Origin of the sequence: Halalkalibacter urbisdiaboli, assembly GCF_002156385.1 — a bacterium.
GTDB classification, from domain to species: Bacteria; Bacillota; Bacilli; order Bacillales; family Bacillaceae_D; genus Halalkalibacter_A; species Halalkalibacter_A urbisdiaboli.
In genome coordinates this window covers 881,572-895,509 of the sequence record NZ_MVJM01000001.1, presented here as the reverse complement: position 1 = coordinate 895,509, position 13,938 = coordinate 881,572, and the positions used below count along the sequence as shown (strand labels likewise).

The 13,938-nt window shown below is 37.4% G+C and carries 9 protein-coding genes and 1 pseudogene; 9 read left to right on the top strand and 1 reads right to left on the bottom strand.

Annotated features, from left to right (window positions below; translation table 11 throughout):
• The first annotated feature begins 30 nt into the window (after positions 1–30).
• The 6 genes and pseudogenes from B1R93_RS04510 to B1R93_RS04485 all read left to right on the top strand — a co-directional run.
• Positions 31–663 (top strand): hypothetical protein, encoded by a 633-nt coding sequence (locus B1R93_RS04510; RefSeq protein ID WP_088102766.1) that lies wholly within the window; start codon positions 31–33, stop codon positions 661–663.
• Between the two features lie 16 nt (positions 664–679).
• On the top strand, positions 680–1,696 hold the full coding sequence (locus B1R93_RS04505) for a glycosyltransferase family 2 protein (RefSeq protein ID WP_088102765.1): 1,017 nt from the start codon (positions 680–682) through the stop codon (positions 1,694–1,696).
• Between the two features lie 344 nt (positions 1,697–2,040).
• Positions 2,041–4,464: a beta-glucosidase family protein gene (locus tag B1R93_RS04500; RefSeq protein WP_088102764.1), complete on the top strand. Its 2,424-nt coding sequence runs from the start codon at positions 2,041–2,043 to the stop codon at positions 4,462–4,464.
• 249 nt (positions 4,465–4,713) lie between these two features.
• Complete coding sequence (locus tag B1R93_RS04495) at positions 4,714–6,756, top strand: methyl-accepting chemotaxis protein (RefSeq protein ID WP_165763725.1); 2,043 nt, start codon at positions 4,714–4,716, stop codon at positions 6,754–6,756.
• Positions 6,757–7,008: 252 nt separating this feature from the next.
• Positions 7,009–8,502 (top strand): family 43 glycosylhydrolase, encoded by a 1,494-nt coding sequence (locus tag B1R93_RS04490; RefSeq protein WP_088102762.1) that lies wholly within the window; start codon positions 7,009–7,011, stop codon positions 8,500–8,502.
• A gap of 210 nt (positions 8,503–8,712) precedes the next feature.
• Positions 8,713–9,120, top strand: a pseudogene (locus tag B1R93_RS04485) (ISL3 family transposase); the annotation flags it as partial.
• 63 nt (positions 9,121–9,183) lie between these two features.
• On the opposite strand, the gene B1R93_RS04480 reads toward B1R93_RS04485, so the two are convergent.
• Complete coding sequence (locus tag B1R93_RS04480; RefSeq protein WP_133058599.1) at positions 9,184–9,507, bottom strand: hypothetical protein; 324 nt, start codon at positions 9,505–9,507, stop codon at positions 9,184–9,186.
• Positions 9,508–10,718: 1,211 nt separating this feature from the next.
• On the opposite strand from B1R93_RS04480, the gene B1R93_RS04470 reads away from it, so the two are divergent.
• From B1R93_RS04470 to B1R93_RS04460, 3 genes are all read left to right on the top strand, one after another.
• Positions 10,719–12,032 carry an ABC transporter substrate-binding protein gene (locus B1R93_RS04470; protein WP_088102758.1) on the top strand — a complete coding sequence of 438 codons (1,314 nt, stop codon included), beginning with the start codon at positions 10,719–10,721 and terminating at the stop codon, positions 12,030–12,032.
• Between the two features lie 179 nt (positions 12,033–12,211).
• The gene (locus tag B1R93_RS04465; protein WP_088103402.1) at positions 12,212–13,096 is read left to right on the top strand and encodes a carbohydrate ABC transporter permease; all 885 of its coding nucleotides are present in this window, start codon (positions 12,212–12,214) and stop codon (positions 13,094–13,096) included.
• Complete coding sequence (locus B1R93_RS04460) at positions 13,096–13,938, top strand: carbohydrate ABC transporter permease (RefSeq protein WP_088102757.1); 843 nt, start codon at positions 13,096–13,098, stop codon at positions 13,936–13,938. Before B1R93_RS04465 ends, B1R93_RS04460 begins: the two co-directional genes overlap by 1 nt.

Here is a 13,938-nt window from a genome sequence, read left to right as displayed (position 1 = left end):
CACAGCCGTAAGTGACAAAGGAGAGGTAAAATGGGTATAGAAAAAGTAACAGAAAAAAAGCCAGCTTCAGGGCCTCTTAGGTTCTGGGCAAACTATAAAGAAAAGCATCCTACTATTGCACAGTTTCTCGTATTCTTTGTATTGAGTAATGGGATAACTGTGCTTCAACTTGTGTTAATGCCAGTATTTAAAAGTATCTTTGCACAAACCTCATTAGTAGACACGAGTTTCCGAATCTTGCAGGTTGGGCAAAATTTCGATGGCAGTCCTTATTATGTTTTCGATTATGCAGCAGGTGCCCTGTCAGCAGGTGGTGGAGGTGGGTTAGCCTACTTCCTAGCAGTCCAAATCACGATTGCGATTGCACAAATTATTAACTTTTTTGCCCAAAGAAGCATTACGTTTAAATCGAACAGTAACATTTGGAAGGCTGCTTTCTGGTATTTTATCGCTTATATCTTAATCACGATTGGTGCTGCTGTAGCTCAAGGCTTCTACAAGGCTCCTATCTATGATTTGTTTATGAATACGTGGGGAATGGGTTCATTTGGTGAGACTGCAGCGGATGTCATTACGATGATTATTAATAGTGCAATTGCCTTCTGGGTATTCTTCCCAATATTTAAAATAATTTTTAAACAAGAGCCTGAAAAGCAGGACTAGAAAAGGTAGTGTGAAAATGAAATTATTATCAGTAGTTATACCTTGTTATAATTCACAAGATTATATGAGTTATTGTATAGAATCCCTATTGCCTGGTGGAGATGACGTGGAAATACTGATAGTGAATGACGGCTCAGTTGATCAAACAGCAGCGATTGCTGATGAGTATGCATCAAAGTACCCCAACATGGTTAAGGCCATTCATCAAGAAAATGGTGGACATGGGGAAGCTGTCAATGCAGGAATACGACATGCATCCGGACTGTATTTTAAGGTTGTAGATAGTGATGACTGGGTTGATATCAGGGCCTACATGAAGGTTTTAAAAGCGTTACGAGAATTAAGTACGGACGGTAATGTGGTCGATATGGTCATAAGTAATTTTGTTTATGAAAAAGAGGGTGCGAAATACAAGAAAATTATGAAATATGATAATGTCCTTCCACAAGATGTTATTTTTGGTTGGGATGATATTAAACAATTTCGTAAAGGTCAGTATATCTTAATGCACTCTGTTATCTACCGAACTCAACTATTGATAGATTGTGGATTAGTCCTTCCAAAGCACACGTTCTATGTCGACAACTTGTATGTCTATGCACCACTGGAACATGTGAAGAGAATATACTATGTTAATGTTGATTTATATAGGTATTTCATCGGAAGAGAAGATCAATCGGTTCAAGAAAATATTATGATAAAACGTATCGACCAACAGATCAAAGTGAATAAGCTAATGATTGAGCATGTAGATATCGATTCGATTCATAACGAGAATTTAAGACACTACATGTTACGACATTTGGAAATTGTCACAGTTGTATCATCGATCCTATTAATCCGTTCTGGGACGGCGGAAAACCTTCAGAAGAAAACGGAGTTATGGAAGTATATTAAAGAGAAAGACGCCCGACTGTATCGTAGTTTGAAATACGGGTTTATGGGGAATTTAATTAACCTTCCAGGGAGTGCAGGTCGAAAGGTTTCTGTTGGAGCATATAAAATCTCTCAAAAATTAGTTGGATTTAATTAAACGACGGACTTAAAAATCTAATATAAAAACAATGAGAATATCATCATGATGTTCTCATTGTTTTTATATGAAAATTAGCAAAGAAAAGACGCTCCCTGGAAATCACTATTCCAGGGAGCCTAATTTGAGGTTTTCTGTTTTAATTATGGATATTAAGTGTTTATCTCTGTTAATATATGGGTGGGTAAAAAAGATCAAATGTAATCTCTTGTAAATTTTAATATTAGAAAATAGCTAGAATCTATTGTAAAATAGCTCTATCGTGGCTAAATGGTAAAACAAAAAAAGGCTTTCGGAAGTATCTCTTTGGTGGAGTGCCGCTGAAATTTAAATGAGGAATTGAAATGAAATATCAAGAATTAATTGCACAAATGACGTTAGAAGAAAAAGCATCTTTGATGTCAGGGAAAGATTTTTGGCAAACAAAGGATATAGAGCGTCTTGGAATTAATAGTATGTTTCTTGCTGATGGACCACATGGAATTAGAAGACAAGAGGTAGCAGCGGACCAATTAGGATTAAATGCTGGTATACCAGCAACATGTTATCCAACGGCGTCCACAGTAGCCAATAGCTGGAATACTGAATTAGGTGAAAAGGTTGGAGATTATCTTGGTGAAGAGGCCATTTCCCAAAGTGTAAATGTTTTACTTGGACCAGGAATTAACATGAAAAGAAACCCGTTATGTGGACGGAATTTTGAGTATTTTAGTGAAGATCCTTACCATGCAGGGAAAATGGCTGCTAGTTATATAAAAGGAATTCAATCTCATGGGGTATCTGCCTGTGTAAAGCATTATGCAGTGAACAATCAGGAAGAAAGACGAATGTCCATTGATACGATCGTTGATGAGAGAACGCTTAGAGAGATCTACTTAACCGCTTTTGAAATCGCAGTTAAGGAAGGAAAAACAAAAACGATTATGTCTTCCTACAATCGATTAAATGGTGATTATACGAATGAGCACCAGCATTTAATGAAAGACATTCTTCGAAATGAGTGGAAGTACAGTGGGGTTGTTGTCACCGACTGGGGAGGAAGTAATGATCGGATAGCAGGTTTGCTCGCAGGAAATGAACTTGAAATGCCCACAACAGCAGGCGAAACGGATCAAGAAATTATTGAAGCGGTTAAATCCGGAAAAATTGAAGAAGTACTACTTGATGAAAGTGTAGATAGACTACTTGATTTAGTTTTTTCAACGAGTGAAGTATTTGAAAGACCGTATAAAAAAGAGTTTGACATCGAGAAACATCATCGAGTAGCTCAAAAAGTAGCGGAAGAATCGATTGTCCTGCTAAAGAACGAGGATAATTTGTTACCACTTAAATTCGGTAAAAAGGTCGCCGTTATCGGTGATTTTGCCAAGGATGCGCGGTATCAAGGCGCAGGTTCTTCCATTGTGAACCCTACAATACTTGACCATACAATGGATTGTTTTGAGGAATCAGGTATTGTTAGTATTGGGTATGAGCAGGGCTTTGACCGATATGGAAAGAAAAACGCAGAACTAATCACTAGAGCGTGTTCACTTGCTGAAAAAGCAGACGTTGTATTTCTTTACATTGGTTTAGATGAAGTGACAGAGGCTGAAGGCTTAGACAGACAAAGTATGAAGATCCCCTCTAACCAGATTGATTTGTTACATGCTTTATATGAAGTGAATCAAAACATCGTTGCTATCCTTTCCTGTGGTTCTGCAGTCGAAATGCCATGGATCGATAAAGTGAAAGGATTATTGCATGGATACCTTGGTGGACAAGCGGGGGCACGGGCTATTTTAAGAGTTCTCTCAGGTGATGTGAATCCTTCAGGTAAATTGGCTGAGACGTATCCACTCAGCTATGAGGATACACCTTCCTACTGCAACTTTCCTGGTAACGAAGCAAGCGTGGAATATAGAGAAGCAATATATATAGGCTATCGTTATTATGATTCGGCGGATGTAGATGTCCTCTTCCCATTTGGTTATGGACTTAGCTACACCACTTTTGAATATTCGAATATACGTGTTGATAAAGATGGAGTCACATTTAAATTGACGAATACTGGGCATGTTGCAGGCATGGAGATTGCTCAGTTGTACGTTGGTTGTAAATCGGACGCTATCTTCCGCGCTAAGAAGGAATTAAAAGGGTTCGATAAGATATTTATCAATGCCGGCGAAACAAAAACAGTGGCTATCCCGTTTGATGATAAGACGTTTCGGTATTTTAATGTTAAAACCAATCAATGGGAAATTGAAGAGGCAGAATATGAAATCATGATTGGTGCATCGATCGCTGATATTCGTTTGAAGGAGACGATTTTTGTTGAAGGAACAGGGGCGCCACTCCCGTATAATAAAGAATTGTTACCTTCCTATTATTCGGCAAAAGCAAACAATGTGAGCCAAGATGAATTTGAGACGTTAATTGAAAGAAAAGTGCCAGTAGCGACTTGGGACCGAAGTAAGCCACTTGGGTACACAGACACGATTGAACAGTGTCAGTATGCTAAGGGATTATTTGGGCGACTAGTGTATTACTCAATTGTTTTTGCTCATTGGCTTCTATGGAAGGTAGGGAAGAGAAGTACGGCAAACCTGATTATGATGTCCATCTATCATATGCCGTTTAGAGGAATTGCAAGATTAACAGGCGGTATCGTGAATATGCCAATGTTAGATGGGATATTAATGATGGTAAATGGACATTTCTTTAAAGGTTTGCGTTATGTACTAAAGGAAAGAAAAAAGAAAGTAAAGTTGGCAAAGCTCCATTCATAGTTGAGCATTGACTAAAGCCGTTTTGATGATGAAGCATCAAAACGGCTTTTTTGTCTATAAACAATTTGTTTATCCTTTGAACTTTTGGTTCATTGTGATGTCTTGATAGTATTGTAGAATAAAATATAGAACGTGACAATGGTGGGGAACTTTATCTATTTGGAGAACGAATGTATATGTACGGAATCCACCTCTATATTACAGGAGTGCATTCATCATAGTCTAGCAAAGAAAAAAGGGGAACAGAGTATGAAATCAATTAAAACTAGGATGCTTTTATTTTTTATAGGGCTCATTTTATTAACGGTTATGGGCGTAGGAGGATTGTCTTTAATCGTAAGTTCGAATATCGTTCATGACGATGCGAACAAAGGATTGAAAAGTGCTGCAGTGCAAGGAGCAAAACTTATTGAAGCCCATATATCACAACAAAAGTCATACATCGAGACTTTGGCAGCAAATCGATTTGTCTTAGATGAAAGCGTTCCCTTAGAGGAGAAAATTGCATTTTTTGAAAGTGAAGCAGAAAGAACCGGTTTTGATTCTTATACTGTTGGTGATGTTAACGGAGATGTTCAAACGTTAAATAGTGATAACGCAAAATTCAGTATGGCGGGGTTCCCTCAATATGATCAAACTTTGGCTGGTGATTCAGTTGTTTCGGACGTAGTCATTATTGAGGACAAACCGTACTTGATCTTTTCAGCACCTTTGAAGCAAGGGGATGAAGTGGTCGGAGTCATTATGGGAACTAGAGAAGCGGTTAATCTAACAGAAATTGCTAAAAAGATAGGATATGGAGAAAGCAATTCAGCAAAAACATTTATTCTTAACAATGCCGGAACGTATCAATATCATGTAGATCCTTCTTTCATCGCAAATCAAATAAATCTACTTGAGCTAGTAAATCCAGAATCGCAAACAGGACAAGTTCAAGAAATGGACCAATCATTGAAGGAGTTAGCTACATTATTTGAAGAACGTATTAGTCAAGGGGAAGAGGGATTTGGATCTCATTCCTTTGGTGGTGTTCATACTCTAGTTGGCTATGCACCTATATTAGGGACTAACTGGGTAATGACGATTGAGGTGGATGAAGGAGAAGTGATGTCTTCTTTAAATACTATGAGAACTGGACTAATCATTGTAATCACCTTATTCTTACTAGTTGGAGTTGTTGCAACCTACTTGTTGAGTAACTCGTTAAGTAAACCATTAGTAGTCGTTTCTAAAGAAATTGATAAACTATCAAATTATGATTTAACCGAAACGAAAGATGGACGTTTCAAAAAATATTCGGAACGAAAAGATGAAATTGGAAAAATTACACTTGCGCTAGAAAAAATGCGAGAAAACTTTAAACGCTTAATTCAATCGACTGGTGATATTGCAAGTCAGGTCTCCGCGTCTTCTCAGCAGTTAACATCTACAAGTCAACAAACGGTGAATGCTGCGGGGGAAGTGGCGAGTACGATTGAAGAAATTGCATCTGGTGCAACTAGTCAAGCAAATGATACCGAAAAGGGTGCCGCTCAAATACAAGATCTAGCAGGTTTGATTGAGCAAGATCAGCAAATTGTCGCTAGTTTAGTTGAGTCTACAGACCAAGTTAGCTCACTGAAGGATGAAGGGTTGGCGAGCTTAAAAGAATTAATTAATAAAACGAATGTGAACACGCAATCCATTGAGGAAATAAAGGATATTATTACGACGACGAACCAAAGCGCTGAGAAAATTTCCTCTGCTAGTCAAATGATTAAAAGTATTTCTGAACAAACGAATCTTCTCGCCTTAAATGCAGCGATCGAAGCCGCTCGAGCTGGTGAAGCAGGAAAAGGATTTGCGGTAGTTGCGGATGAAGTCCGTAAGCTTGCGGAACAATCTAACGAGTTTACCGAAGATATCGTTAAAATTATTCAAGAATTAACGACTAAAACGGAAAGTGCCGTGACGACAATGAATCTTGTTGTCGAGAATACAAGCTCCCAAGTGGAAAGCTTAGAAGCGACGAATACGAAATTTGTTGGTATTGATGAAGCCATTGAAATCATGAAGGAAGCGATGGCTAGCATTACGGAATCGGGACAAGGAATGCAAGTGAAAAAAGATGAACTCATTGGACTCATTGATAGTCTTTCCGCTATTGCCGAACAAAATGCTGCAGGTGCAGAAGAAGCGTCTGCATCAGTGGAAGAACAAACCGCATCGATGCAAGAACTAGCAACATCCAGCCAAGAATTAGCGAAGCTGGCAGAAACGATGCAGGAAAGCATTTCTAAGTTCAAACTTTAACATGTATCTAGAGAGACGATTAAATGTGTTAGAAACCTTTAAACTACGAGGGCACAGAATAAGGGTGGGTTTCCCTTTTTTTGTGTCCTTTAAGTAACGTGCGGAGCCATTACTTCTTCTTTGAGTTACAAGAAGTAGTTTTTCAGTGGCTTCTAAACTACACCTTAATTATATGAAATGAAGGTGTAGTTTTTTATCCTGCATTCTCATCCAGGAGGTCAAATTATTTGAAAGAATAGGGGATATTAATCAATGAAAAAACAAGCTTTTAATCCATTTTTACCAAGCTATGAGTATATTCCGGATGGTGAACCTTACGTATTTGGAGAACGATTATATGTCTACGGTTCTCATGACAGGTTTAACGGAAAGCTATTTTGTATGAATGATTATGTTTGTTGGTCTGCCCCAATTGATGATTTAACGGATTGGACATACGAAGGGGTCATCTATCGAAAGGTTCAGGATCCTAAAAATCGATTAGGGCTTTATCAAATGTTTGCTCCAGATGTCACGAAAGGAGTAGATGGAAGGTATTATTTGTATTATACACTTGGCTTCCGTAGTATCATGGCCGTTGCTGTTTGTGATAAGCCGAATGGAGCATTTGAGTTTTATGGTTATATCAGTCTACCAAATGGAGAACTTTTATGGAATAAAAAAGGGGACCCGTATTTGTTTGATCCAGGCGTCTTCGTTGACGATGATAAAAAGGTCTACTTGTATTCAGGGTTTGCACCAAAGAAAGGAGTTCCTAGCATTCTTACTAACTTTAAAAGGAGAACCTTTAGTGGTGGATACGTCATCGAGTTAGAACCTGATATGAAGACAGTGAAAGGTGAGCCCAAACTGATTTTTCCTAAAGTAGGGGAAGCGGAAGGGACTGGTCTTGAAGGACATGAATTTTTTGAAGCCAGCTCCATAAGAAAAATAGAAAATACGTATTACTTTATCTACTCATCGATAAATGGACATGAATTATGTTATGCAACGAGCAAAAGTCCTATTGGGGGATTCGAGTATGGTGGAACGATTATAAGCAATGGCGATTTATTTATTAACGGTTTTTCAGAAGATAACAAGGCTTATAATTATATAGGGAATAACCATGGCAGTATTGTTTGTATTAAGGGGCAATGGTATGTGTTCTACCACAGACAAACGAACAGACATCATTTCTCCAGGCAAGCACTTGCGGAACCTATTGAAATAAAAGAGGATGGTTCAATCCCACAGGTGGAAATGACGAGTAGCGGGCTGAATAATGGTCCTTTATCCGGAAACGGTGAGTATGAGGCACGAATTGCATGCCACCTCATGTCAAAAAAAGGGGCAGGAAGATATGGTACATATTTCGGGAATATAACATTTAAGAACCATCCTTATTTTACACAAACGGGTAAGGACAGAGAACATCATCCGACACAATATATCGCCAACATGAAAGATGGAGCTGTTGCAGGTTTTAAATATTTTATGATCAAGGATGTAAAGGGAATGGCTGTACAAGTTAACGCAACAGGTGTTGGTGAAATGCTAGTGTCAACCGAACTCCATTCAGAACCGATTGCCAGCATAAAAATTACGAAAACCAAAGGCTATACGTATTTTCAAACGCGTGTAACTATGCCAAATGGGAAACAAGCATTATATTTCACTTATAGAGGGTCTGGTAAGATCGATTTTAAGTCGTTTATTTTAAGCAATAATATGCCAAGTGCCGGACCCTCAGAGGAGAAGGATTAAAATAGATGTTCCTTCAAATAAGTTGCCATTGACGAGGATGACGGTTGTCAATTTATTCCTATAGGGAAAGGGCGATGTGTAACGTCTGTGACACGGCTATGCGACGGTTTGTTCAGGTAGCGAAACCGATGGCGAAGAGGGGGAGGAACTTCCGCAATGTATCGCCATTGATCGGTATATCTACTGACCTTTAGAGAGTGTTCGCCTAGAAAGAAGCTAAGTACAAAACAGGAATGGTATCTCGAACGGTGCTTAAGGATGTCTTCAGAATTGCGGGAAGCGTATCAGTTAAAAGAGTCATTTCGAGAACGGTTCTCTCATTCAAAGGAATTAGGGAAGCAGGGTCGGATGGTGGAAAAGGGACTCTACGCTTTCTATCAAAAGGTCGAGGCGATTAGAGTTAAGGAATTTCATCGAGCGATTCAAACGTTGAAGAATTGGCAAAAGGAAGTATTGAATAGCTTTGCCTTTGGAATAAATAATGGGTTTATTGAAGGGCTAAACAATCAAACTAAAGTTAATAAGCGAAATGCTTTTGGTTTTCGACGATATGATCGTCTACTTCATCGGATTTTATTGCATCATCAATACAAGCATTATCAATTCGGGGTAGGATAAGAAAGCAATCCTCTCCTCACTACCCCAACATTTGAACCTCTATTTCGGTCGTTGATAAAATGTTCACCAACTTAGCGCATATATATTCATCAATCTCTGATTTAACTCGGGATCTGAGGTAACATTAAAATAATCATTAATTGTTCTTTTATCTTGATAAACATTAAAAATGTAATCTTCACCATTATAACTTACCTTATAAATTTCACTGGGACCATTAGTTTCTTTGCCTACGTAGTTAAGTTCAAACTGTTCCCACTGTGTTTCACTTTGTATATTTGCAATTAAATCTCTCTCATGTTGAATAATGCTAAACCAAATTAGACATGAAATAAAAACCAATAATATTGCTATTACAATAACAAAATCTCTTGTAAATGTATCCATGTAAGTAATCCTACTATGTTCTGTTTGTGTTTTAGAAATATTCGAAACCACCTAATCACTTCCTTTTTTAACTTTTTTTACTATTATGATTAGATTATACAATTTTTTATCTCATTACAAGGTACTAGTTGTAAAGCTTTTAACAAATTATTGAACAAAGAGGTCGGATAATGGAGGAATGTGACCGTCAAGTAGAAAGAAACAATTTTTGCTCATTGAAAATGCTTTAAATAATTTAGTTGATAACTAACAAATTATCGTTTGAAATAACCCCAATTAAAACTAAAGAATTGGGGTTATTCGTTGCTCAAATATTGTGTACGCTTAAATTTAATTAATTCACAAAATACATGTCTAAAGACTACCAGTAGCTTTCTAATATGCATGGCCGAATTCGCCTTCTCATAAGATAAGGCAGACTACGATTTTCTTGGGAGGGAAAGCAAGGGGTGAGATGGGATAATCCATTACTGTAATATGTGGTTAGATTGGGTTAGGTAAGAAAATGGAATGTCACCGGTAAATTAAAGGGGAAATAAAACTTAACCAAAAAAAGAGGACTGAAGAAACACTTAAAGCGGATGGATATGACGTAAATAAGGAAAACAAAAACATATATCACTATGTAAAACTAAAATAGTGATATATGTTTTTCTATTATTTGGTCATCTAATAAGACTTCTAATCGGGAAGAAATATATAAAGACTTTGCGGATGCGAAAGTAAAGCCTTATAAAAAACAAGCACTTAATGAATTGATAAAAAGTATTGGATGGATTGCAATTCCGTTGCCAATTTTTATTTACCCAAAGACAACTACATAGACGAAAAACAATACCAAGTTGAAGCTGAATATATAAATTTGTTCAGCTTTTTTATTAAGGTAAAGGGTTCTTTTCTTGAAGAAGGGATACATTTTGATCAAACTTTTATCAAAACACGCTCTTTTCTTTTAATTGTTTATCAAGGTTCTTGGTAAGTTTTTGATTAAACTTTATTCCAAGCCAATATCAAAATGAGCATGCAGAGATTATGTAGGTTTTTCTTTAGAATACAGGGGTGGAAACTTTACAAAACGTAATTGCTAAACCATTCTAGATTGGCTTACGATAAATAGGTGATTTTTTTTAATGTTAACCTTACTTTTCTTTATTAAGATGTAAGGGCTTACATAATAAGATAATACTATCTTAACAGAGAGGAGATGTATCATGAAAAAATCATTTTTAGCCCTTTGTACTCTTATTCTTATGTTTATGTTTGTTGGATGTAGTTCAAAAACGGAGGAAACAGGAGCAAAATCGGATACCAGTCAAGAACCTCAAAGTGAGAATGAAGAAAACATCGAATTACGCATGGCCTGGTGGGGTGGGCAGGAACGCCATGATCGGACCTTAAAAGTCATTGAATTGTATGAGGAACGGAATCCAAATGTCAAAATTGTAGCGGAATATTCCGGGTTTGATGGATATTTTGATAAACTATCTACTCAAATTGCAGCAGGGAATGCCCCTGATATTGTTCAGTACGGTGGAAACTTAAATGATTTTGTCAATCGTGGTGTAGTCTTACCATTAGATGAGTATGTCGGGAATTCACTAGATTTAAGTAAACACGATCAAAGTATGATTGACGCTGCAACCTTTGATGGCAAGTTCTATGGTGTCACACTTGGGACTAACGCTAGAGGGGTGCTTCTTAATAAAACATTATTTGAAGAAGCCAATGTCCCTTTACCAAGTGAAGAGTGGACTTGGGAGGACTTTAAAGAAATAGCGAATCAGCTTTCTGCTAATTTAGATGGTATTTATGGAACGAGCGATTTCCAAGAGGATGGCTTTGGAACATTTTTAGCACAGCAGGATAAGTATACGTACCTTGATGGAGAAGTAGGGTTTGAAGCTCAAGATACAGCGGATTGGTTTCAAATGTGGAAGGAGTTAAGAGAAAGTGGTGGAGCAGCTCTTGCAGAGATTCAAGTATCCGCATCGCAAACACCAGAACAGTCGCTTATTGTCCAACGAACTGTGGCAATGGAGGCCATTGCAAGCAATCAATTAGGAGCTTACACAAATGCAAGTGAGGACGAATTTGTTTTATATATTAATCCTTATCATAGTGAAACTGGAAAAAATGGTGTTGGCTTAAGACCGAGTCAATTTTTAGCGGGAACTGCAGACACGAAACATCCGGAAGAAGTAGCTAAGTTTTTAGACTTTTTTGTTAATGATTTAGAAGCAACGGCCATTTTAGGAAATGATAGAGGTGCACCAGTGAACTCGGAAGTGAGAGCATCATTACTTGATTCAGGAGATGAAATCGATCAGGCCATTTTTGCTTACATTGATTGGGTAAGTAGTACATCGGATGCTCCTTATATTCCAAATCTACCAGGATACAATGAAAATACGCAACTATTTAAAGAAACAAGTGAGAGAATTTATTTCGACCAAGCAACTGTTGATGAAGCAGCAGAAGCCTATTATAAAGAGTTACTAGAAAATATAGAAAAGTTTTCCGAGTAAGGATGAGAATAGTGACTCGTGATTGCTTATTTAAGTGAATGTGAGTCACTTTTCTTATCATCATCAGATGATGATGCCGGCTTTTTTAACCTTTAATAGGAGGGGTGGACGTGGATAACTATACGGAGAAAAGCAATACCGTGCTTGAAATAAAGCCTAGTCAAAGCAAAGAGAAAAGAATGAAGAAAAACGTTGTGATTGCCTATATGTTTCTTCTGCCATGGCTATTTGGTTTTTTTGGATTAGTATTAGGGCCAATGATTAGTTCGTTATATTTATCATTTACACGTTTTGATTTAATGAATCCACCTAAATGGATTGGTCTATTAAATTATCAACAAATGTTTTCGGACCAACGTTTTTGGGATGCGGTTCACGTGACACTAACCTTTGTCTTTATTGCGGTACCCACTCAATTAGTGGCTGCATTATTGGTAGCTCTGCTTTTAAATCGTGGAATGAGAGGGATCGGAATATATAGAACGGTTTATTATTTACCATCTTTATTAGGCGGAAGCGTGGCTATTGCCTTACTCTGGAAAAATCTATTCGGGTTTGATGGATTGGTTAATCAAGTATTAGCGTTTTTCGACATTGCTGGGAAGGGCTGGGTATCTCATCCTGACTATGCACTAAATACGTTAATCATTTTAGCAACATGGCAGTTTGGTGCTTCGATGGTTATTTTTTTAGCGGGGTTGAAACAAATTCCAACAGAGTTATATGAGGCTGCTTCTGTTGATGGGGCTAGTAATATGAGAAGGTTTTTCAAAATTACACTGCCTTTATTATCTCCGGTTATTTTCTTCAACTTAGTCATTGAATTAATTAAATCAATACAAGTGTTTACATCGTCATATATTGTTAGTGAAGGGACAGGCGGACCGATAAATTCAACCTTGTTTTATACCCTATATTTGTATCAGAAAGGATTTTCTCATTTTGAAATGGGGTATGCTTCTGCAATGGCATGGGTTCTTGTCATCGTGTTAGGGACGATGACAGCTATTCTATTCGTGACATCAAAGTACTGGGTTTACTATGAAGACGGGGGGAAATTATAATGAATCGGCAATCTACCTTTAAAAAAGTGAGTAGTCATTTACTTATAATTTCCGGCGGTATACTCATGCTGTACCCAGTGCTGTGGATGATTTCAAGTTCTTTAAAGCCAGAGTATCTTATATTCTCATCTCCAGGCTTGTGGCCAAAGGAGATGACGTTTGAGAACTATACTAAGGGTTGGAACGTTGTACGCGATATTACATTTGGTTCCTTTTTTAAAAATTCGTTTATGATTAGCTCCATTAGTGTGATAGCAAATTTGATTACATGTTCAATGGCAGCCTATGCTTTTGCTAGATTAAAATTCCCACTAAAAAAACTATGGTTTGCCTGTATGCTTATGACGATTATGCTACCGGCACATGTTACATTAGTTCCGCAGTATACAATCTTTCATCAGTTAAATTGGATAAACACCATTCTTCCATTAACTGTCCCAAAGCTGTTAGCAACGGATGCCTTTTTCATTTTCTTAATGATTCAATTTTTCCGTGGGATTCCAAGAGAATTAGATGAAAGCGCGACAATGGATGGCTGTGGTATCATCCAAATTTATGCTCGGATTATTATGCCTTTAGCCGTACCTGTTTTGATAACAACCGCAATCTTTACTTTTATTTGGACTTGGGATGATTTTTTTAGTCAAATTCTTTATTTAAATACTGTTGATAAATTTACAGTACCTTTAGGACTTCGTTTATTTTTAGATTCGCAAGGTGATTCCTCGTGGGGCTCTGTATTTGCGATGTCTGTCCTATCGTTATTGCCTATAACAACTGTTTTCTTTATTTTCCAAAAGTATATTGTTGAAGGGATTGCTACTACAGGGTTAAAAGGGTAA

Excerpts from the sequence above, each read along its gene's own strand:
- B1R93_RS04470 (WP_088102758.1), top strand. The coding sequence starts at position 10,719 with ATGAAAAAATCATTTTTAGCCCTTTGTACTCTTATTCTTATGTTTATG.
- B1R93_RS04490 (WP_088102762.1), top strand. The coding sequence starts at position 7,009 with ATGAAAAAACAAGCTTTTAATCCATTTTTACCAAGCTATGAGTATATT.
- B1R93_RS04500 (WP_088102764.1), top strand. The coding sequence starts at position 2,041 with ATGAAATATCAAGAATTAATTGCACAAATGACGTTAGAAGAAAAAGCA.
- B1R93_RS04460 (WP_088102757.1), top strand. The coding sequence starts at position 13,096 with ATGAATCGGCAATCTACCTTTAAAAAAGTGAGTAGTCATTTACTTATA.
- B1R93_RS04480 (WP_133058599.1), bottom strand. The coding sequence starts at position 9,507 with ATGGATACATTTACAAGAGATTTTGTTATTGTAATAGCAATATTATTG.
- B1R93_RS04505 (WP_088102765.1), top strand. The coding sequence starts at position 680 with ATGAAATTATTATCAGTAGTTATACCTTGTTATAATTCACAAGATTAT.
- B1R93_RS04495 (WP_165763725.1), top strand. The coding sequence starts at position 4,714 with ATGAAATCAATTAAAACTAGGATGCTTTTATTTTTTATAGGGCTCATT.
- B1R93_RS04510 (WP_088102766.1), top strand. The coding sequence starts at position 31 with ATGGGTATAGAAAAAGTAACAGAAAAAAAGCCAGCTTCAGGGCCTCTT.
- B1R93_RS04465 (WP_088103402.1), top strand. The coding sequence starts at position 12,212 with ATGAAGAAAAACGTTGTGATTGCCTATATGTTTCTTCTGCCATGGCTA.